Source organism: Paenibacillus sp. FSL H7-0323, from assembly GCF_038002725.1.
GTDB lineage: Bacteria > Bacillota > Bacilli > Paenibacillales > Paenibacillaceae > Paenibacillus_AQ > Paenibacillus_AQ odorifer.
The window spans coordinates 1,892,271-1,913,600 of the sequence record NZ_JBBODB010000001.1 but is presented as its reverse complement, the minus strand read 5'-3'; the positions used below and the strand labels follow the sequence as shown (position 1 = coordinate 1,913,600).

Genomic DNA, 21,330 nt, shown 5'->3' with positions numbered 1-21,330 from the left:
TGTGCAACAGAACACTAGTTAAAGTATATCGACAAATTACCATACACCTAAAAGAATAAGTACATCCGGTAGAATAGGGCGAATTCGATGCGAGTAGGTAAATCAACGGTATAAATCCCGCAGAATGAGGCGAATCCAGTACGAGGAGGCAAATCAACGGTATAAATCCCGTAGAATGAGGCACATCCGGTGCGAGTGAGCAAATCAACGGTATAAATCCCGTAGAATGAGGTGCATCCGGTACGAGTAGGAAAATCAGCGGTATAAATCCCGTAGAATGAGGCGCATCCGGTGCGAGTAGGTAAATCAACGGTATAAATCCCGCAGAATGAGGCGAATCCAGTACGAGGAGGCAAATCAACGGTATAAATCCCTTAGAATGAGGCGAATCCGGTGTGAGTAGGTAAATCAACGGTATAAATCCCGCAGAATGAGGCGCATCCGGTGTGAGTAGGCAAATCAACGGTATAAATCCCGCAGAATGAGGCGCATCCGGTACGAGTAGGTAAATCAACGGTATAAATCCCGCAGAATGAGGCGAATCCGGTGTGAGTAGGTAAATCAACGGTATATATACCGCAGAATGAGGCGAATCCGGTTCGAGTAGGCAAATCAACGGTATAAATCCCGCAGAATGAGGCGAATCCAGTGCTAGTGGGTAAATCAACGGTATAAATCCCGCAGAATGAGGCGCATCCGGTGCGAGTAGGCAAATCAGCGGTATAAAACCCGCAGAATGAGGCGCATCCGGTGCGAGTAGGCAAATCAACGGTATAAATCCCGTAGAATGAGGCGCATCTGGTGTGAGTGAGCAAATCAACGGTATAAATCCCGCAGAATGAGGCGAATCCGGTGCGAGTAGGCAAATCAGCGGTATAAAACCCGCAGAATGAGGCGCATCCGGTGTGAGTGAGCGAATCAACGGTCCCATAAGAAAAGGTGTATCCCCGTTCTACGCGATCGCGAAGAATAATGGATACACCTTTTCTCATGTAAGTGCGAGATATATAGTTTAGTTCTTCTTTCGGAATTTAGCGAATGACCAGATGGTAAGCATCAGCAGGAAGCCCAGACATGTGCCTATGCTGATCCGGTTCTGAGTGTCGAAAAGGAAGGAAATCGTGATAACCGACAAACAGATAAGCGTCAAAATCGTAATATAAGGGAAACCCCACACTTTAAAGCTTGGCTCTTTAGGATAGGTTTTCCGCAGCTTAAGCTGTGATAGGCAGATGCTGATCCATACCAAGCTTACTACGAAGCCGGGAACAGCCATCAGCAGCCGGAAAAGTCCATCCTGTGCGAAGTACGCTAACATAGAACCAACAAAAAGAACTATAGCGCAAAGTTTAAGACTGTTGATCGGCACACCTTTTGCTGAGGTCTTTGCTAAGCTACGTGGAGCTTCACCCTGTGAAGCCAAAGAGTGCAACATCCGTGTGGCGCCGTAGATACCAGAGTTAGCAGCAGAGAGCACAGCCGTAATCAGTATGAAGTTCATAACATGGTCAGCACCCTTAAGTCCTGTAGCTGCTAATACCTGCACAAAGGGGCTGGTATGCTCGTTAAGCTGATTCCAAGGAATTAACCCACAGATGATCAGAATTGGAATGGTGTAGAACAAAATAACACGTAAAATGAAGCTTTTGACAACTCTAGGCAACACTTTTTCTGCATCTTGAGTTTCTGTTAAAGTCAGTCCAATCAGCTCAGATCCGCCGTAGGAGAACATGACGACCAGAAGGGCAGAGAAGATAGGTGTCCAGCCTTGTGGGAATAATCCGCCATAATCCGTAAAATTACTTAAATAGGGAGTCCCTTCAGACATAGGCAATAGCCCAAACAATAATGCAGCTCCCAGAATAATAAAGATGATAATCATAGCTATTTTGATTCCTGCTAACCAAAACTCCGTCTCTCCATAACCGCTTACACTCATCATATTGATGCCAATAATTAAAGCACCACTTGCTAGACTCAGTAGCCATAATGGAACATCCGGTAACCAGTATTGCAAGAAGCTTCCTGCCGCCAGCACTTCGATCACGCAGACAGTCAACCACATGAAGCAATATAGCCAACCCACGATAAAGGAGAGCCGTTCTCCAAAAGCCTCGCGAATGAATTCCTTCATATTTTTGTTCGGGTATACCGTGGCCATTTCGGCAATTGCACCCATAACGACTAGTAGCAGCAAGCCTGCCAATACATAGGAGAGAACAACCCCTGGTCCAGCAATGCTTATCGTCTCAGAGCTTCCTTTAAAAATCCCCGTACCGATTACGCCGCCCATCGCCATAAAGCTGATATGCCGTGGAAGCAATTTTTTCTGTAATGATGCTTCGTTTGACTTCACATTTAATGCCTCCTAAGTAGGTTCAAAAAATTACACCAAGAATCAGTTTATCCTGAAATGGACTAGTTGAAAAGTATAAATGATACACATTTGTAGAAATAGAGGTGATTTTTCATCGGTGTGTGATATTTATCATGAAGAATGTGATGAATTTAACATCTTAATTTTTAATTTTATTGCTAAATGAAAGTAGATAAATAAGCTTAGGCAACACTTGGAAAATGCAAGATTTGTCACTTCGCGTCTTGCAAAATCAAGTTACAATCGTTGAAAAAGTCAAAAGGATATTATACTAGATAACATTCTGAAAGGGGCTATGTCGGTGGTACAGTTACCAAAAGTGAACGAGCTCGGATTTTTTGAGATTCGTCTGGAGTCAATTGGAGGGTTGGGTGCGAACCTGGCTGGTAAAATGCTTGCAGAAGCAGGTGTTGTCGGTGCTGGAATGAATGGGGTCAGCTTTTCGTCATATGGTTCGGAGAAGAAGGGATCAGCGGTAAAAGCGCATATCCGGTTTTGTGATTTGAATACGCCTATTCGTGACACGTCTCCGGTTGAGCGTCCGCATGTTGTTGGGGTATTTCACGAAGCATTAGCAAAGACAGTTAACGTAATTAGCGGAATTTATGAACATAGCACAGTATTGGTGAACTCAGCAAAATCGCCGGAGGAATTGAAATCCTCCCTGAATATGATGGCAGGAACTATTGCAGTCGTTGATGCTACAACGATCGCCTTAGATGAGAAAAACCGCGTTAATATGGCGATGCTAGGCGCGTTGTTCCGGATGTGTGATTTCTTGGACCCTGAAATTATGAAAGGCGTTATAGAGAAATCACTAGGCAAAAAATATCCACAGGCAGTACAGTCAGCACTGACTACTTTCGACCGTGGATTTAATGAAGTTAAGTTTATGCATTTTCCACTGCCTGCGGGCGTGACAATGCCTGAGTTCGTGCGGTCTGATATTTCCGCATTGGGTTATGAAACACAGCCTATCGGCGGTACCATTACGAATCCTGGCAGCAGCTTTTTAAAGAACTTGAGCATTTCTCGCTCCGGTTTGCTGCCTCATTTTAAGCAGGAGGATTGTATTCATTGTGCGCAGTGCGATACGGTGTGTCCTGATCTGTGTTTTGTTTGGGATGAGCAGCCTGATAAGAAGGGGCGTCCACAAATGTTCCTGCAAGGTATTGATTATCAATACTGCAAAGGCTGTTTAAAATGTGTAGAAGCTTGTCCTACAAGTGCCTTGTCTGGCGAACGTGAGGAAGAGGGCTACGCAGAGAGTCATACGGTCCGGCATATTTTTGATCTCGTTACTGAGGCCTAATTAACGGAGGAAAGGTGGAATACACGTGGCTATAGATTATGAAAAAGAAGTAGGCTCTGCTAAAGTAGAGCAGAAATTCCTATATGAATCCGGCAATGAAATGGCGGCTTATGCTGCTCATCAGATTAATTATCATGTAATGGGGTATTTTCCGATTTCTCCATCGACAGAAGTAGCACAATTTCTTGATACGATGAAAGCGAATGGCCAGCATGATATTATGCTGATTCCGTCAGATGGCGAGCATAGCTCTGCTGGTATCTGTTATGGCGCTTCAACGGCTGGCGGACGTGTATTTAATGCTACCAGTGCCCAAGGTTATATGTTCATGCTTGAGCAATTGCCTGTACAAGCTGGTACGCGTATGCCTATGGTTATGAATCTAATCTGCCGTTCGATCTCTGGACCGCTGAATATTCATGGGGACCATTCAGATTTGTATTTTGCTTTGAATACAGGTTGGCCTATTTTAATGTGCCGGGATCCACAATCTGTTTATGATATGAACCTAATGGCATTGAAGCTTGCGGAACATGCTAAAGTTCGTCTTCCGGTAATGGTGGCTTCAGATGGATATTTCACCTCCCACCAGAAACGCCGCGTTCAAGCTTTTACTCATAGGGAGGATGTTCATAAATTTGTTGGACCACAACCTCCAACAGGCTTTACCGATACTTTAGACCGCAATAATCCGGTAACGGTTGGTCCTTATATGAACGAACCTGACTATATTAACAACCGCTATCAGCAGTCCGTAGCTATGTACAATGCGGGTGAAGTTTTTGAAGAAATTGCGAAGGAATTTGCTGAGTTAACCGGACGTCATTATCCAATGATCGAGGAATATCGGATGGAAGATGCTGAAGTAGCCGTATTCTTGATGAATTCTGCCTCTGAGATTATTAAGGATGTTGTGGATCAGCTTCGGTTGCAAGGGATCAAAGCCGGTGCAATCTCGCCGAATATGATCCGTCCTTTCCCGCAGAAGCAAATTGCTGAAGCGCTGAAAAATGTTAAAGCAATCACCGTTGGTGACCGTGCAGATTCTGTTGGCGGACATGGTGGTAACATGGTCAATGAAATCAAGGCAGCCCTGTTCACATATGGCAACACTACGACTAAAGTAATTAGCCGTATCTACGGTTTGGGTGGTAAGGACTTCTACGCAGAAGATGGTCATGCCTTTTTCCAATTAGCAATAGATGCTGTTGCTGCAGATCGAGTAGACATACCATTTGATTATTATGGCCACAATCCGGGTACACCAGATAAAGCTCCGCAACGTCTTCTGAAGCCAATGGACTTTGACTCACTGAAGACAGGGTTAATCACTGTGAAACAGGATGAAGCAACAGGCAAATTAAGCGTACGGATTCCGCCACTGCGCAGCTTGACGAAGAAACCTAAACGGCTCTCCCCAGGGCATGGTGCGTGTCCAGGTTGCGGGATTTTCTCAGGACTGGAGACTTTCTTCAAAGGGATTGAAGGGGATATCGTCGCACTTTATCATACAGGCTGTGCCATGGTAACGACTACGGGGTATCCGTATTCCTCCCATAAATCAACGTTTATCCATAATCTTTTCCAAAATGGAGCGGCTACCTTGTCCGGTGTCGTAGAGATGTTCTGGGAACGCAAACGTCGCGGTGAGCTGGATGGACTAGGGCTTAAAGAGGACTTTACGTTTGTTATGGTAACCGGAGATGGCGGTATGGACATCGGGATGGGACCGGCAATTGGAGCTGCACTGCGTGGTCACAAAATGATTATTGTAGAGTACGATAACGAGGGTTACATGAATACTGGAGCACAGCAGTCCTATTCGACACCACTGGGTCACCGTACTTCAACCTCCAGTATCGGCAAGCAGCAGCAAGGTAAAGTTACTCAGCATAAAGATACAGCACAAATTATGGCGGCTACTAACATTCCTTATGTCTTCACGGGTTCGGAGGCTTATCCGCAGGATCTGGTGAAAAAAGCGGCAAAAGCACAGTGGTACGCACAAAACGAAGGTTTGGTGTATGGTAAAATCCTGATCGCATGTCCGCTAAACTGGATGTCTGATGATAAGGAAGGCACGAACATCGTATCATTAGCTGTTGAGTCTTGCTTCTTCCCGTTATATGAAGTAGAGCATGGTTCTACGAATATCACATATAATCCTGAAGATAAGGGCAAACGTGTTGAGCTCTCAGCATGGCTGAAGACAATGGGTAAAACTCGTCATTTGTTGAAACCTGAGAATGAGCCAGCTTTACACAGCTTCGAAGAAGAAGTTGAGCGCCGTTGGAATCGTCTCAAGGCAAAACACGAACATCCTGACTTATAAGCTGTGTCTATCTCCAGTATATAAAATATGAAATAACCCGGCAGATTTGTCTGCCGGGTTATTTTGTGGTTAGGGAGCATTTGCGCGTAATTCTAACGGACTCCATAGCAGTTATCGGCCCTAAAACTCCCAAAATGAACCCTTTTTGAAGGAATAGTGTCACTGGAGTCCGCGAAACTTCTGTAAAAGCTAAAAACCAGCAAATAACGTCTCTTAGGTCCTATGTGTTAAAGACTTGGTCATTTACAGTTAGAATAAAGTCCAGTTTCCTTTTACTCTTGCATGTTGTTCTGCTCTAACCAGAAGATAGCGGGTACAAATGACAAGACAAGCACTACCTACGATTAAAGCGCCGAGAGCCCACCACCAGCTAGTACCGATATTATCGTATAACGCCCCGCGCACAAGAACCAGACTATATGTGAGTGGAAACAGAAGGGATAAACCCGTTGCCCATGCTGGGAATACTGCTGGTGGAATACGAACCCCGCCAAACAGCTCCATTGGTGCTTGAAAGATGTAATAGAGTAGCCCTGAATCCCTTGAGAATAGAGATATCGCACACAGCAAAGCTCCCCATATAACCGCTGATATCATGATAAGTATTAATACAGGTAATAAGGCGCCCCAGTTAACAGTCGTTACGTCCGCAAGAAAAATGAAAGTCAGAATGGAGAAGCAAGCGAACATCCATATTCCGTGAAATAGTGAATATACGGAACGTCCATACAGGAAGGCCATTTTTGACGCTGGCGTTAGGAACACTACCTCAAGTGTGCCCCCTTTGCGTTCTTGTTCGAATAACCATGCGGCTTGCACAACCGTCCAGTATAACTGAAAGACGAGATATCCGCTCAGCAGAAAAAGGGGAATCCGTCCATCTGGTATTACTGTTGAGAGTGCTGATCCTGCTCCGGTTCTAAAGGGCTGCATAGTAAAGTAGGTGGTTAAAAAGGTGAGCGCCGGCCAGAGTAGAAGTGAAAAAAACACTGCGCGTCCCTTAACTCTATTTCGATGCTGCTTAGTGATCTCCGCGCTAAGGGTAAACCATAAGCTATGTAAGTTCATGATACCCTTCCTTCCGAAAGGAGGATAATCGCATCCTCCAAAGTAGGTTTTTCGGATGCGAAGCTTTTAATGCTAAGCCCCTGCTCAGTAGTCCATGGCAGGAGCTCTGTAATGATTCTATCAGCCGAAGGTGTCTTTACAGAAATGCGCTGCAGTCCATCATTTTGAAGTTCTAGTTTTTCTGTTGCGCAGACACCCATTAATTCCGCAGGCTGAGTAAATGTTCGTAGATGCTCTAGTAGCTTGGGACGAAGTGATTCATGCCAGCCTGTAACCTCTAAATGAGCAGTTTGCGAGCCTGCAACCTGATGGACAATCCGTTCAGGTTTGTCACAGAGCAGAAGCTCGCCTCGATTCAGTACATAAACTCGGTCACATAGTTCTTCGACCTCCTGTAAATAATGGCTGGTCAGAAGGATACCCTTTCCACTGTCCAGTGCAAGCTTTCTTATCGTACTGCGAAGCTGCCTGGCAATAGGGGCATCAAGGCCAAGTGTGGGCTCATCTAGAAATAAGTATTGTGGGTCGTTGATAAGTCCGCGGGCGATTTGCAGCCGTTGCTTCATCCCTTTAGAATATTGTTCAACGGGTTGGTCAGCAGCTTGGGTCAAACCTACTTCCTCCAGAAGACGTCCTGCTTCTCTAGCGATGTGAGGGCTGTTCATTCCATAGAGTTTACCGAAGTATTCAAGATTCTCTCTACCAGTGAGCCGCCAGTACAACATTCGTTCTCCTCCGGCGATCATATTTACTTTTTGCTGAATGGCCTGTCGATTCTTGTGTAGTGACATTCCATCGACTTCAATACTGCCGGAGGTTGGCTCTAGGAGAGTAGAAAGCATACGTATTGTAGTGGTTTTTCCAGCGCCATTTAGACCGAGAAGACCTACGATTTCCCCCGCAGCGATATCTAAAGATAGTGATTTCACTGCTGTCACTGATCTTTTTTCCGAACGGAACCAGCTCAGTTTATGTTTGCTCTCGTAAATCTTAGTAACTTCATGCATATTAATCAATGGTTTTCACCCCTCCAAGGTTTTAGAATCGTTCGAACAACCCGCGCTCTATGCGCCGGTTTGTCCATTGACCAACCGTTATGTATACAACACTAAGCAGTATGATTGGCCATATGTCAGGTAATCGTATTGCTTCTCCAGTTTGCAGCGAGCCTCGAAGGAGTTGTAGCGCATAGGTCAATGGGAAAATCTCACCTATAGCCTGCAAGTAGTCAGGCAAGTATTGCCTTGGAAACTGAAATCCACACAGTAGAGCAGTTAGCGTAAATAGAGTATTTTGCACAATGAAGGTGTCCCTTGTATATAGCATAATGCTTCCTAGCACCAGCGCCATCGCATAACACGATAGTAAAAATAGCAAAATTCCCACGAGGACAGATATGAAGTGAACAGAGGGGAGTCGAAGTCCTGCCAAAAGGCCAAAGAAGAGAACCACCAGCAATTCCGCCCCACTTCGATACAACTGCTGGACAGCGTTTCCTAGAAAATAACCGCTCCGGCTTGAAGGAGAGAGCAACAGTGCCTCAAGTGTACCTTCCCTCCATTCGGTAATAAGTGCCCTGGATACATTCATCATCATACTGACGGAAAATATACTGAGCATACCTCCAATAATTACATAGGTCAGATAGTCCTCACTGCCACTATAGATAGCAAATTTTGAATCTATATCCCCTTTGATTAGATACACATAAGAAAAATAAGAGATGATGACTAGATAAACTCCATCAATAATGTGCCCGAATGTAAAGGTCCAGGGAAAGGCTCTAAGATTAGATTTTTGGTTTCTTTTTAGGGTTGCGATAGCGATATGCCACATATGTACTCACACCTTTCATTAACCTCATTGTTCAAGGTACTGCCTTTGCAGGATGAGCAGATTATCAAAGACTTCTTTGTTCACTGAATAAAATAAATAGTTCCCTTTTCGCTGTGATTGGGTAAATCCTGCTTCATTTAGTTGTTTTAGCTGTTTAGAGACCGCAGCTTCAGAAATACCCAATATTGGCGCAAGCTGCTTGGTACAATGCGCCCCTTTCCACAGCAGTTTCAGAATTCGCATCCGCGTATCATCACTTAAAGCTTTGAGTTGGCGCAACAGGTCACTCGGCGGTCCCTCACTAAAGGCAAGACCGGGAACATCCACCGTGAGAGGCAAAAATAAAGTGTCCTCGAACCAGCCAACAAGCAGATGCGGAAATATGAATGTAGAAGGAAAAACGTACACTTGTCCAAGCTGGTCATAAGGAAAGTAATACGTTACAGCCTTTTGTACTGTCAGAGTCCCGTTCTCTGAGAGGAGGCGTGGGTGGAGCGTATTTAATGCCTTTTCCGGGGAACGACTGGCTAAGTCTTGAAACTGAGCGGCTGAGATGTTCATAAATGGTTCAATATAGTCCCATTCCTGCCCGAAATAATCATGTTCGTATGTAATTAATGTTGAGATTAAGAGCTTGCGAACACTAGCCAGATTGTTTATCAGGTACTTCACGTTTCCACTCAACTTCATCAGCGAACGTTTGCTTTCCGATTCATTCAGCCATTCGACTATGGTACTTAGTGCAATTTCTTGATTCATAAATAGATACACTAGCTCTGCATCCGGAAGTTTTTTGAGTAGGGTGATTCCTTGATTGCAAGAAATAGGGACACCCATACGGTCCGGTAAATCTAGCAGAGCGATCCAACGTTCTGACAACTGCCCAAGTGTGTGGATGTTCTCCTGTAGAGCAAGAGGCATTCTTTTCTTGAGCTCCAAAGCCCATTGTAATCTTGTTGGATGGTGTTCTGGTTGATGGAAGACATGCAGACTGCATAATAACTCATGAAAAGGACTGACGACCGTTTTGATCTTTCGATTTAAAGTTTGGAGTGAGCTCATCTCTTTCCTTTCCGATTAACTGTTTGGTTAATCAAAAACCACTTTCGCGTAAAGTGTTCAAAATTATAGGGGGAATGGTCAGGATTGTCAAATCTTTTATGCAGAAAAAAGCGAGAGCACATCTCCATGTGTTGGACATGGATGTTTCTCTCACTTATAGGATACTTTTAATAGAGTTATGAAGTAGAGTTTTATCTTCTGCCTCTAGGCATCATGGAGTTATCGCACATGATATCTTTAACAGAATAGGTGTAGCAATGGCGAGGAACTGGGACACAGTGATGGCGTCTAACGATTTCTACCGGGTGAATAACATTCACAACTTGAGGGTGGTAATAATCTTGATAAACCACCTTAGGTGGGTCAGTGACAGTTTGGGCCGGACATTTTGGACATTCTTCTGACATTTCCTTCAGCTCCTTTGTGTGTGAACTTACCGTATTATACGCACAGAACAAAGGTATGCTTGGTTATTTGTCTAGTTTATAAAAAAATGGGTGGGATTATTGTTTGTATATCTCTCGCATTACATGACGAAGCTCCGGGATAATTAGCCGTTCCATAGCCAATTTAACGGCTCCAGTGGAGCCGGGCATAGAAAAAATAGCTGTGTTGCCAATCGTACCTGCAATTGCTCGACTAAGGATTGCCGCCGAACCTATATCTTCTGTGTAGCTTAACATTCGAAAAATCTCACCGAAGCCCGGCAGCGTTTTATCCAGCAAGGATGAAACTGCTTCGTAGGTGGTATCACGGGGAGAAATTCCTGTTCCACCCGTGAGCAGTACGGCTTCAACTCCAGTGTGATCAGCGTTTTTATAGAGTAGTTCACGAATGTCTTGATAGTTGTCTTTGATAATGGTACGGCCTATAACTTCATAACCGGCAGCCTCAAGCATGGATTGGATTAAAGCTCCACCGGTATCTGTTTCAGTAGTTCTGGTGTCTGAGACGGTAATGATATAGCAGGACACGGACTGTGGTGCTTCCTTCCGATGTTCTTCAACGGATGACAATGAGATCAGCTCCTAAATTAGAGATGTTCTCATGATAGGGTATGGGGGAAGCAAAGACAAGTTTCGTTATCCAGCGCTAATCTTTTGAGGATATAGGGGTGCCGCTTGCGTGCTTTGGCATCATGTAGTAAACTCGCTACCATACCCGTAATTTGCAAGGAGCGATGAATCATGGAACAGGTTGTACCTGTGTATATATTGTCAGGATTTCTGGGAAGCGGCAAAACTACCCTGCTGCAGCGCCTGCTGGAACATTGGAAAGATCAGGGCTTACGCCCGGCAGTAGTGATGAATGAGCTGGGTGAAGTGAATCTGGATGGGCTGCTGGTTGAGCAAACCGTTCCTATGGCAGAGCTGCTCGGCGGCTGTATCTGCTGTTCTATTCGAGGGGATCTCAGCACAGAGCTAACAACTCTTATCAAGAAGGAATCACCGGATGTTGTTGTTATTGAGGCCACAGGTGCGGCGAACCCGCTGGAAATTGTAGATGGCGTAACCGAAACTTCACTGTATCAAAAAGTAGAGCTGAAAAGCTTGATCACCGTCGTTGACGCCGCGCATCTGCTCGAATTGTACCGTGCGCAGCAGGGCGCAACCTATCGACTGATGCAGGAGCAAATTCGCTGCGCCTCTGTTTTGATTCTGAATAAAACTGACCGTGTCTCAGCAGATGAAGCGGAAGAGATCACAACCGTTCTGCGAAAATGGAATTCTTATGCACCGATTATGCCAGCGGAGCGTTGTGAGATCGACACAGAGGAGCTCCTGCGTAGCGCAGGTGGAGTTCTTACGGATACACAGCTTGAAGAGAGCGACAGCGAAAGCCATGTGCATGAGGAAGCTCTGCAATCTTCAGGAGCCACCCACGCTTCCCACGATCACGTGATGGCATACACACATTACTTCAAACGACCTGTCAACAGCGAGACCTTTGAACAGTTCGTCAAGGAGCTTCCGCGTGATGTTTATAGGGCTAAAGGCATTGTGACCTTTAATGACACCTCCAGTCGCTTTCTTTTTCAATATGCTTACCGTGAAGCTGATTTTATGAAAATCACACCTCAAGGTGAAGTGCCAGACGTAGCTGTATTTATCGGGGAACATTTCTCATCCAGTGAGTTACGCACGAAGCTGCTGGAGATGGAAGGACGTATTTTAGTTCGGCCTGGAACGATCAAAAGAAGCCTGTAATCCGTTCTGCTTCAGAAGAAGCTGTGGTTCATTCCTAATCTTGTAGGTTAATAGTAAGGCATACCATTAAAAATGCAGGAGGTTGAAGGCTATGACCCGAATTCAATATCAGGAGTGCATTGACGCTTGTCTCGAAAGTATGAATGCCTGTAACTACAGCTATGTCTCAAGCCTAAAAGAATATGATCTTGCATCTCTTCGTGAGAGCATGCGGCTCGATCGTGAATGTGCGGATATTTGTTCTTATGCCATTCAAGCAATGACCCGTCAAAGTCCGTTTGTATCTGGAATTCTAAAACTATGTGCAGAAATATGTGAAGCATGCGCGGATGAAAGCAGCAAGCATATACATAATCACTGCCAAGAATGTATTAATGCCTGCCGTAAAGCTGCAGAGGCATGCCGTTTGATTAGCGATGCTGTTGAGGTATATGCGTAAATCGTATAACTTAACTCTCATATATGAACTAATAGCCAGACTGTTGCTGTAGAAATATAGCAATAGTCTGGTTTTTTATATCCAGGTCTGTTTGATTCATGCTATTGGTAGAAAAAAAGGAAACAAGCATGTAGAATGCTAAATACATACAGATTTAACCTTTTACATATTATTGTTAGCGCTTACAAAAAAGATTGGAGGAGCAGTATCATGCAAAAGGTCCTTTTAGTTGATGATGAATTTATTATCCTGGATGGCATCTCATCGGTAATGAACTGGGAAGCATTGGGCACAGAACTTATTGGAACCGCGCAAAATGGCTTGGAGGCATTAGAATTAATCAAGCAAGCTATACCTGATATTATTATTACCGATATTCGTATGCCGGGAATGGACGGGCTGGAGCTGGTGGCGACGGTTACAGCGCTTCATCCTGAGACCTCTTTTATTATGCTGACAGGCTTCTCAGAATTCGATTATGCTAAGATGGCGATGCAGTATGGGGTTAAACATTATTTACTGAAGCCGTGCAGCGAAGAGAGCCTGAATGAAGCGCTAAGCGAGGTAGTTCAGAAGCGAGAGGAACGGCAGTACGAGGAGAACTTTATCCTATCGATAAAATATGGACTGGAACGTGTACTTCCACATGCCAAAGAACAATTCCTGAAGGAGCTTGTAACGAACAAGACCTATGGTGTGGAGGAATGGAAATATTTTGGTGAGCTGTTTGGACTGAATTTTCAGAGTCAACGTGTTAGGCTACTGCTGGTAGAGATTGAAGGAGAACATGAATATGAGCATTTGTTCGCGGTCAGTAATATTGCGGGAGATATTTTTCAACATCATATTTTAAGCTCCACTGTAGGGCGGCGTGTTCTGTTATTAATGGAAGATGACCTGTCTGAAGCTGCTTTATTTGAGAAAATAGACAGCATCCGCGCTACCTTTATGAAATATTATCATATTGATCTGACGGCCGCATTAAGTGAACCTGGAGAGCTGACGCAAGTAAGGCGTTTATTCAAGCAGACGATCGAATGTCTTAGCCATAGATTTTATCTGGGGGAAGGGAGCTTAATTACAGAAAAAGATATCAGCATTCCAGAGGATGAGGAAGGTCTAGAGCTGCAAGTGGATCTCGAACACCTCGTTATGCTCATTAAAGCGGGGCACTGGGCAGATGCTGAATGCGAGCTGCTGTCACTTTTGCATCAACTTCTGAATCTTAGATATGACATTGCCAAGACCAAATCCTATCTGATCCAGATCTTCATGGAGATTATACGTTTGAGTGATCAAAACAAGATGCAAACATATATTGATAAGCTGCCTCGAATGATGGAGACTAGCACGCTCCAGTCTTTTCAGCAGTTTGTAATGAGTATTGCAGAAGAGATTACCCTTGATCGTTATAGCCGCAATCGCAGTAAGCAATCGCAAATGGTGGCAGAGGTACAGCGTATCGTGGATAGGCGTTATTGTGAAGAGACATTAACTTTGCAGACTGTTGCACAGGAGATTTATATGAATCCTGATTATGTTAGTAAGATGTTCAAGAAAGAAACGGGGGAAAAGTTTACGAATTATGTTATGAAATACCGGATGCAAAAAGCGCTCGAAATCATCGAAGGATGTGCACATTTTACGATTGGACCTCTAGCTGAAGAAGTCGGTTTTGGAGATAATGTATCCTACTTTAGCAAAGCCTTCAAGAAATTCACGGGTTTTTCTCCTTCCGAATATAAAAAAACGGCTCCATAATTGTTTTATTTAAAGATAGCCCATACACCCTACGTACTTGATCGATAAGTACTGTGGGGTATTTTTGTGTGCGAGGAAAAAGAGGGTTCCACGGTTTTGAACAAATAATTACCGGATATGAACATGGGGAAAGGAGAGCTTTACCTGTAAAGTTATGTGCATAAGGAAGCTAGTCATATTACATACGGGGAGGCCAACCAATGGAGCTTAAGCATCAGCTGCTGACCAAGAAGTCCGGTATGAAACCCGGCAAATGGTCTTTTGTGAAAAACGAACTGCAGCGGAATAAATACGTGTATATCATGTTAATTCCCGTGGTGCTCTTTTATCTGATTTTCAGCTATGGGCCGATGTACGGTCTGCTAATGGCTTTTCAGAAATCCTATAGTCCTATAAAAGGGATTATGGCGGGGCAGTGGATCGGGTTTGATAATTTTAAAATGTTTTTTGAAAGCTACTACTTTTGGCGGATTATTAAGAACACACTGATTCTTAGCTTTTACAGTATTATTTTCGGATTTCCGGCACCCATAATATTGGCTTTGCTGTTAAATGAGGTCCGGAATAAGTGGTTCAAAAGCACGATTCAAACCGTTAGCTATATGCCGCATTTCATTTCAGTCGTGGTTGTTGTCGGCATGTTAAAAACATTCTCAGCACTTGATGGCGGGTTGTTTAACGTAGTTCGTAGCTTTTTTGATCTACAGCCTGTGATGTTTCTGGCAGAGAAGGATATGTTCCGGCCACTTTATATTCTCTCCAACATCTGGCAAGGTGCGGGCTGGGCTTCCATCATCTTTTTGGCGGCGCTTAGCGGAATTGATCCCCAATTATATGAGGCTGCCAAAATAGATGGCGCAGGTCGCTGGAAACAGCTTCTGAACATTACCCTGCCGGGAATTATGCCTACTGTCGTCGTTATGCTGATTCTGCGTCTGGGCGCGGTTATGAATTCCGATTTTCAAAAAATATTACTGATGCAGACCGCTCCAACCTATGAAACCTCGGATGTTATCTCAACCTTTGTATACCGTTCTGGGGTGCTGGAAGGCAATTATACGTATTCCACAGCCATTGGATTAATTAACGGGGTTATAAATTTCTCACTGCTTTTGCTTGCCAACTCTATTAGTAAAAAAGTGAACTCCACCAGTCTTTGGTGAGGAACAGGAGGTGAACCTATGCGACGTTCGGCAGGTGAACGTATCTTTGACTGTATTAATGTGTTGCTGTTGTTAGGCATCATGGCTGTATCGATTTATCCGCTCCTGTATGTGCTGAATTCCTCTGTGAGTGATCCGAACGAACTGCTGCGTTCCAGGTCATTAATGCTGCTGCCTGAAGGCTTTCAGCTCGAAGCTTACAAAGCGGTATTTCATAATTCGAAAATCTATAGTGGATATTTAAATACACTTTTTTATGTAACTGTTGGGACAATCGTTAATTTATTGATGACATCAATCGCAGCGTATTCCTTGTCCAGATCAGATCTTTTCGGTAGAAAAACACTGATGAAGTTAATCACCTTCACGATGTTTTTTGGCGGAGGGATGATCCCGACTTTTCTGCTCATTCAGAACCTCGGGATGGTCGATACCCGCTGGGCGATGATTATACCTGGAGCGATTAGTACTTTTTATTTTTTGATAATGAAAACTAGCTTTGAGGGAATACCGATCAGCTTAATCGAGTCGGCGAAGCTTGACGGAGCTAATGATATCTTGATTTTATTCCGAATTGTACTGCCACTGTCCAAATCTATTCTCGCGGTTATGACTCTTTATTATGCGGTTGACCATTGGAATGATTATGTAGCCCCGATGCTGTATTTGCGCAGTCAGGATCTCTATCCGATTCAAATTGTAATGCGGGATATTCTGATTAGCAGCAGTACAGAGTCAATGGGAGCTGGGGTAGATACAGGCTTCGCTATCGGTGAGAACATCAAATACGCCACTATCATTATCTCAACGTTACCAATCATGCTGGTGTATCCGTTTATCCAGAAATATTTTGTTCAAGGCGCTTTAATCGGTGCCGTGAAACAATAAATAACATTTATTTATGGAGGCGATTTTGGGTGAAAAGAAAAATAGGGGCCATGATGTTAAGTTCCGTCCTTCTTTCTACAATGCTGGCTGGCTGTTCAGGCAATAATGATGGAACTAGTGCGGGTAATAAGGCGGGAGATCATAAGGGGAATACTACCGCAACTAATACGCCGGTGGAGAAGCTGACAGAAATTCCACTGCCAATTACAAAAGACGGAATGACGATTAATTACTGGCGTGCCAATGATGGTAAGCTTACCGCTTCTTTGGAGAGTTTTGGTGATATGGCCAGCTATAAAAAGAAAGAAGAGTTGACTGGCATCAAAGTGAAGTTTACGCACCCACCACTTGGACAGCAGAAGGATCAGTTCAACCTGTTGATTTCTACGAAAGAGCTTCCAGATGTCATTTATTATAATTGGGCGGATGCGGTTGGTGGGCCGGAGAAATTAATTGAGGATGGCCGAATTATCCCTTTAAATGAGCTGATAGAACAATATGCACCGAATCTTCGCAAAATCATTGAATCCGACCCGGATGTAAAAAAACAAATCACACTGGATGATGGAACGATCTATATGTTCCCTCTTCTGAAGCTGGATGCGCTGAAGCTGAATGCCACTTCAGGATTGATTATGCGCAAGGATTGGCTCGATAAGCTGGGACTGAAGCCGCCGACCACCATTGAGGAATGGCATACTGTTTTGAAAGCGTTTAAAGAAAAAGATCCTAATGGCAACGGGAAGGCCGATGAGCTGCCGTTCACTGGAAACTGGGGTCCTGGTGACCTGACGAAGCTGCACGATTTCTCACCAGGGTTTGGGGTAATCGGCGGTTTTCAGATAAATGGGGATAAGGTCGAATACGGGCCGATTCAGCCAGGTTATTCAAGCTTCTTGGAAACGATGGCCACATGGTATAAGGAAGGGCTTATTGATCCGGAAATTATGACCAACGATGGCAAAGCCTTTGATTATAAAGTGACGAATAATTTAGCCGGTTCTTATGGCGGTGGTGTCTTTAGCGGTATGGGCAAATTCTTCAACCTGATGCGCGATACCGATCCGAACTTTAATCTTACAGGTGTACCTTGGCCGGTTTCTCCTAACGGAACAGCTTATGCTACTTTTAATATGAACAATAAAGTATTGACGTATGGTGAAGCAATCACTACCGGAGCGGATAAGGATAAACTGAAGGATATTGTTCAATGGATGGATTTCAATTACAGCCCGCAAGGACATGAATTGTTCAACTTCGGAATTGAAGGTGAGAGCTATGTGAAGGAAGGAGAAGGAATAAAATTCACAGATGTCATTACCAACAATTCTAAAGGTTTGACTTACGATCAGGCGTTAGCCTCATATGCGCTTTCGATTATGGATGGACCCATCAATCAGGATAGCCGTTATTTGGATGCTTTATTGTTCGATGAGGGGCAACGAGAGGCTAATGCTTCTTGGATGAAGGCTAGCTCTGATTTGACGCTTCCTCCGTTTCGTTTGAGCGTTGACGAAGCCAGCAAAAGCACTTCCATTATGAGTCAGGTCAACACGTATCTGAATGAAACGATGACAGCAATCATTAATGGCCAGAAACCAATCTCAGAATTTGAAAAAATGGTGGATACGATCAAAGGAATGGGCATTGAAGAAGCTATAAAAATCCATCAGGCTGCGTATGACCGTTACATGGCTAAATAAGCGGATTGAGAAGACTATCCGGGTTATCCATAATGTGGTATACAAGTTATATTACAGTGACAAAGGAGAGCCCGGATGAAAGTTTATCGGAATTTGAGTATTAAAATGAAGGTGTTCCTGATGATTGTTCTGATACTGATTCTGATTATATCCATGGCGTTCGGTTCTTTATATTATGCCTACTCTATTTATGACAAGCAGCTTTACGACAAGTCGTATCGGCTGCTTAATTTGTCTTCGACTACGATTGATATGGAGCTTAAAAAGCTGGAATCCATGACTTTGACGATGATTGCTGATCGGCAAATTCAAGAAGGCCTTAAGGAATTGCGCAAAGATGATTCCGATTTTACTGGATATGTTACACGGCAGATGATTGCTGATCGGTTATGGACGCATATCAGTATGGACGAACGTTACATTCAGTCTGTACATTTGATCGATTCCCAAGGGAAGGTCAGCAGATACGGAGAGACGATTCTGTTCACAGAGGAGAAATCGGCACGAATGACCCGAGAGGCAGAAGCGGGGAATGGTGCTGTACGTTGGTTGTATCCTGACGATTCAGATCCGATGCTGGTCATGGTCCGAGAAGTGAGAGCTTATGATCCAATGACGCTAGATAAGCTGGGCACGCTCTATTTACGCATTAATATAGGGAGGTTAGCCCAAGATTACGCTGGTGTGGCCGCAGAAGACAGCGATATTATTTTGAAAGCAGGTCAGGAACTGGTTTATCCTTATCGGAAAGTAGCGGACGGTGTAACAGCGGTTTTACAGCCTTTAAAATCAGGGGCTGGATACGAAATCAAAGAGATGAATGGAGAAGTTGCCTTTGTATCACAGAAGCAATCTTCCTACTCTGGATGGACTTACTACAACTATGTTTCTTATAATGATATTTTTGAAAAAACTATTTGGCTGAAGAATACAATGATCATTATATTTGGAATTGCGATTGTGATTATAATTGCGCTAGGGATGAGCTTTGCCCGTAATCTGACACAACCGATTCGCTCGCTGATCAGTCAAATGAAAGAGGTTCAATATGGAGATCTGGACAGTATGGATACTAAGCTGATGGCTCCTCCACTTCAGCAAATGGATGAGGTGGGGTTATTACAACGGACATTTCGTCAGATGATAACACAGATTAACACATTGATCAAAGAGAACTATGCCAACCAGCTGATTATAAAAGAGACAGAATTTAAGGCTTTGCAAGCGCAGATTAATCCTCATTTCCTCTATAACTCACTGGATTCTATCCACTGGTTAGCTAAAAAAAGTGAACATGCACAGATTTCGAGCATGGTTGTCTCGCTTGCTTTTCTTCTTCGGTCATCGATCAGCTTGAAACAAAATGTAATCACAGTCGCGCAAGAGCTAGAAATCGTGAAGCATTATATCACTATTCAGAATTATCGGTTTCAGAAACGTTTGGATTTTCATATGGAGATTCCAGAGGTCTTCAATACTGTCTCTATTCCAAAGCTAACCCTGCAACCGCTGTTGGAGAATGCTATTCAATATGGTGTTGAGACGATGATTGAACCTTGTCAAATTCTATTATATGCTGAACCATTTGATGGCAAGCTAGCGATTGTAGTTGAGGATCGTGGCCCCGGAATGGAAGCGGATTTCCTCAAACGATTACTAAATGGGGAAGTAGAGACTAGAGGCACAGGTATTGGCTTGCTTAACATCCGTGACCGGGTCAGACTTGCCTTCGGTGAGGAATATGGCATTTATGTTGAGAGTACGGTTGGGTTTGGAACAAAAGTCAGTGTTCTTTTGCCGTTCCCGCAGGAGGTGTAGGTGATGCGCAGATTCATACTTAGCTTGGCACTGCTATGCATGATTACAACTCTCGGTAGCTGCGGGCAACAAACGGACCTTCCACCAGAGAATGCAGTAGAAAAAATTAACCTCCGGATTGCCTGGTGGGGAAGTGACTTCCGGAATAACGCTACAATTCAGGTTATCCAAATGTATGAACAACAGAATCCTCTGGTGAAAATTGAATATGATTACAGCGCCTTTAATGAGTATTGGAAAAAGCTTGCACCTAGTGCAGCAGGCAATGTTCTTCCAGACATTATCCAAATGGATATCTCTTACCTTTCGCAATATGGAACTTTGAATTTATTGCAAGACTTGTCACCTTATATTAAGAGCGGACTTATAGATACGAGCAGCATCAGCGACAACAATCTTGCCGGAGGTAAACTAGGCGAGCAGCTATATGGTTTTAATCTAGGGATTAATGCTTTGTACAGTGTGTATGATCCAGAAGTTTTTAAGGAGCAGGGAATTGAGCCTCCAGGGACGGATTGGAGCTGGGAGGATTTTGAGCAGATCGGCGTTACTTTAAAGGAACAGGGGAAAGGAATTTATCTGGGAACTTATCTGACGCCAGAACAGTTTTTTGCTTATTATTTACGGCAGAATGGAGCGTCATTGTTCTCGGAAGATGGAATAACCCTTGGCTATAGCGATGATCGCTTGTTTGTAGAGTATTTCGGACGTATGCAGCGTCTGATGCAGGAAAAACTGATTTTCGAACCTGATATCTGGACGTTAGATGTTAACAAACCGGATCAAGACCCTTTTTACAAAGGGGAAGCATTGCTGGGTTGGGGATATTCTAATCAGTTTATTAGCACTGTTCAGCGTTACGGAAAACCGCTGGCTTTAGCCACCATGCCAGGCCCGCACAATGATCGCGGCTTATTCTTGAAACCAGGGATGTTTTTTTCGATTTCAAAAAGCTCTAAGCAAAAGGAGGAAGCAGCAAAATTCATTAATTTCTTTGTCAATAATCTGGAAGCTAATAAAGTGCTTAAGGGAGAACGTGGCGTCCCGGTGTCCTCAGCTATTAAAGAGCAGATGAAGCCATATCTAGAGCCAGAGCTTGCACAGGTTTTTGAATATATTGACTGGGTGGAGCAGAATAGCAGTCCGATGGATCCACCGGATCCGGTGGGTGCTTCAGAAGTAACTAGCGTATTACGTCAATTATATGATCTGCTTATGTTCAGCAAAATCACTCCTGAAAAAGCTGCCGAACAGTTCCGCCTTCAAGCCGATGAGATTTTATCTCAGAATATAAAATAAACAAAAAAAGGGGAGAAATACTGGATTGAAAGTAAATTTTAGAAAGGGCTGCTATGGCAGTTCTT

General features: G+C 43.9%; 18 protein-coding genes. 10 read left to right on the top strand and 8 right to left on the bottom strand.

Annotation, left to right across the window (positions count from 1 at the left end; translation table 11 throughout):
• Positions 1-47 precede the first annotated feature (47 nt).
• From MHH89_RS08770 to MHH89_RS08760, 3 genes are read right to left on the bottom strand one after another with little or no spacing between them, the layout of a single operon-like run.
• Positions 48-356, bottom strand: coding sequence for a hypothetical protein (locus tag MHH89_RS08770; RefSeq protein ID WP_341086859.1), 309 nt, complete (start codon positions 354-356; stop codon positions 48-50).
• An 18-nt stretch (positions 357-374) separates the two neighbouring features.
• The gene (locus tag MHH89_RS08765) at positions 375-992 is read right to left on the bottom strand and encodes a hypothetical protein (protein WP_341086858.1); all 618 of its coding nucleotides are present in this window, start codon (positions 990-992) and stop codon (positions 375-377) included.
• A 20-nt stretch (positions 993-1,012) separates the two neighbouring features.
• Complete coding sequence (locus MHH89_RS08760) at positions 1,013-2,356, bottom strand: amino acid permease (protein WP_036688050.1); 1,344 nt, start codon at positions 2,354-2,356, stop codon at positions 1,013-1,015.
• A 322-nt stretch (positions 2,357-2,678) separates the two neighbouring features.
• On the opposite strand from MHH89_RS08760, the gene MHH89_RS08755 reads away from it, so the two are divergent.
• A complete protein-coding gene (locus tag MHH89_RS08755; protein WP_076309777.1) occupies positions 2,679-3,689 on the top strand; it encodes a 2-oxoacid:acceptor oxidoreductase family protein in 1,011 nt (336 codons plus the stop codon).
• 25 nt (positions 3,690-3,714) lie between these two features.
• Positions 3,715-6,021, top strand: coding sequence for a thiamine pyrophosphate-dependent enzyme (locus tag MHH89_RS08750; RefSeq protein WP_076128294.1), 2,307 nt, complete (start codon positions 3,715-3,717; stop codon positions 6,019-6,021).
• A 249-nt stretch (positions 6,022-6,270) separates the two neighbouring features.
• On the opposite strand, the gene MHH89_RS08745 is transcribed toward MHH89_RS08750, so the two are convergent.
• The 5 genes from MHH89_RS08745 to MHH89_RS08725 form a co-directional block, all read right to left on the bottom strand.
• Entirely contained in the window at positions 6,271-7,089 is an 819-nt protein-coding gene (locus tag MHH89_RS08745) for an ABC transporter permease (RefSeq protein WP_076304069.1), read from the bottom strand.
• Positions 7,086-8,096, bottom strand: coding sequence for an ABC transporter ATP-binding protein (locus MHH89_RS08740; RefSeq protein ID WP_076219896.1), 1,011 nt, complete (start codon positions 8,094-8,096; stop codon positions 7,086-7,088). The genes MHH89_RS08745 and MHH89_RS08740 overlap by 4 nt, the downstream gene beginning before the upstream one ends.
• A gap of 31 nt (positions 8,097-8,127) precedes the next feature.
• A complete protein-coding gene (locus MHH89_RS08735; protein WP_076219893.1) occupies positions 8,128-8,925 on the bottom strand; it encodes an ABC transporter permease in 798 nt (265 codons plus the stop codon).
• A 24-nt stretch (positions 8,926-8,949) separates the two neighbouring features.
• Positions 8,950-9,987 carry an ArsR/SmtB family transcription factor gene (locus MHH89_RS08730; RefSeq protein ID WP_341086855.1) on the bottom strand — a complete coding sequence of 346 codons (1,038 nt, stop codon included), beginning with the start codon at positions 9,985-9,987 and terminating at the stop codon, positions 8,950-8,952.
• A gap of 503 nt (positions 9,988-10,490) precedes the next feature.
• A complete protein-coding gene (locus MHH89_RS08725; RefSeq protein ID WP_076128304.1) occupies positions 10,491-11,009 on the bottom strand; it encodes a MogA/MoaB family molybdenum cofactor biosynthesis protein in 519 nt (172 codons plus the stop codon).
• A 165-nt stretch (positions 11,010-11,174) separates the two neighbouring features.
• On the opposite strand from MHH89_RS08725, the gene MHH89_RS08720 reads away from it, so the two are divergent.
• The 8 genes from MHH89_RS08720 (at position 11,175) to MHH89_RS08685 (ending at position 21,265) form a co-directional block, all read left to right on the top strand.
• Positions 11,175-12,194, top strand: coding sequence for a CobW family GTP-binding protein (locus MHH89_RS08720; RefSeq protein WP_076128306.1), 1,020 nt, complete (start codon positions 11,175-11,177; stop codon positions 12,192-12,194).
• 91 nt (positions 12,195-12,285) lie between these two features.
• Entirely contained in the window at positions 12,286-12,633 is a 348-nt protein-coding gene (locus tag MHH89_RS08715) for a four-helix bundle copper-binding protein (protein ID WP_036688030.1), read from the top strand.
• A gap of 210 nt (positions 12,634-12,843) precedes the next feature.
• A complete protein-coding gene (locus MHH89_RS08710) occupies positions 12,844-14,394 on the top strand; it encodes a response regulator transcription factor (protein WP_341086851.1) in 1,551 nt (516 codons plus the stop codon).
• Positions 14,395-14,594: 200 nt separating this feature from the next.
• Positions 14,595-15,557, top strand: a complete 963-nt coding sequence (locus tag MHH89_RS08705) for an ABC transporter permease (RefSeq protein ID WP_341086849.1) — start codon at positions 14,595-14,597, stop codon at positions 15,555-15,557.
• Between the two features lie 18 nt (positions 15,558-15,575).
• Positions 15,576-16,445, top strand: a complete 870-nt coding sequence (locus MHH89_RS08700) for a carbohydrate ABC transporter permease (RefSeq protein WP_076184462.1) — start codon at positions 15,576-15,578, stop codon at positions 16,443-16,445.
• A gap of 29 nt (positions 16,446-16,474) precedes the next feature.
• Complete coding sequence (locus MHH89_RS08695) at positions 16,475-18,148, top strand: extracellular solute-binding protein (RefSeq protein WP_341086846.1); 1,674 nt, start codon at positions 16,475-16,477, stop codon at positions 18,146-18,148.
• 75 nt (positions 18,149-18,223) lie between these two features.
• Entirely contained in the window at positions 18,224-19,966 is a 1,743-nt protein-coding gene (locus MHH89_RS08690) for a sensor histidine kinase (protein ID WP_076308362.1), read from the top strand.
• 3 nt (positions 19,967-19,969) lie between these two features.
• The gene (locus tag MHH89_RS08685) at positions 19,970-21,265 is read left to right on the top strand and encodes an ABC transporter substrate-binding protein (protein ID WP_076280034.1); all 1,296 of its coding nucleotides are present in this window, start codon (positions 19,970-19,972) and stop codon (positions 21,263-21,265) included.
• Positions 21,266-21,330 lie beyond the last annotated feature (65 nt).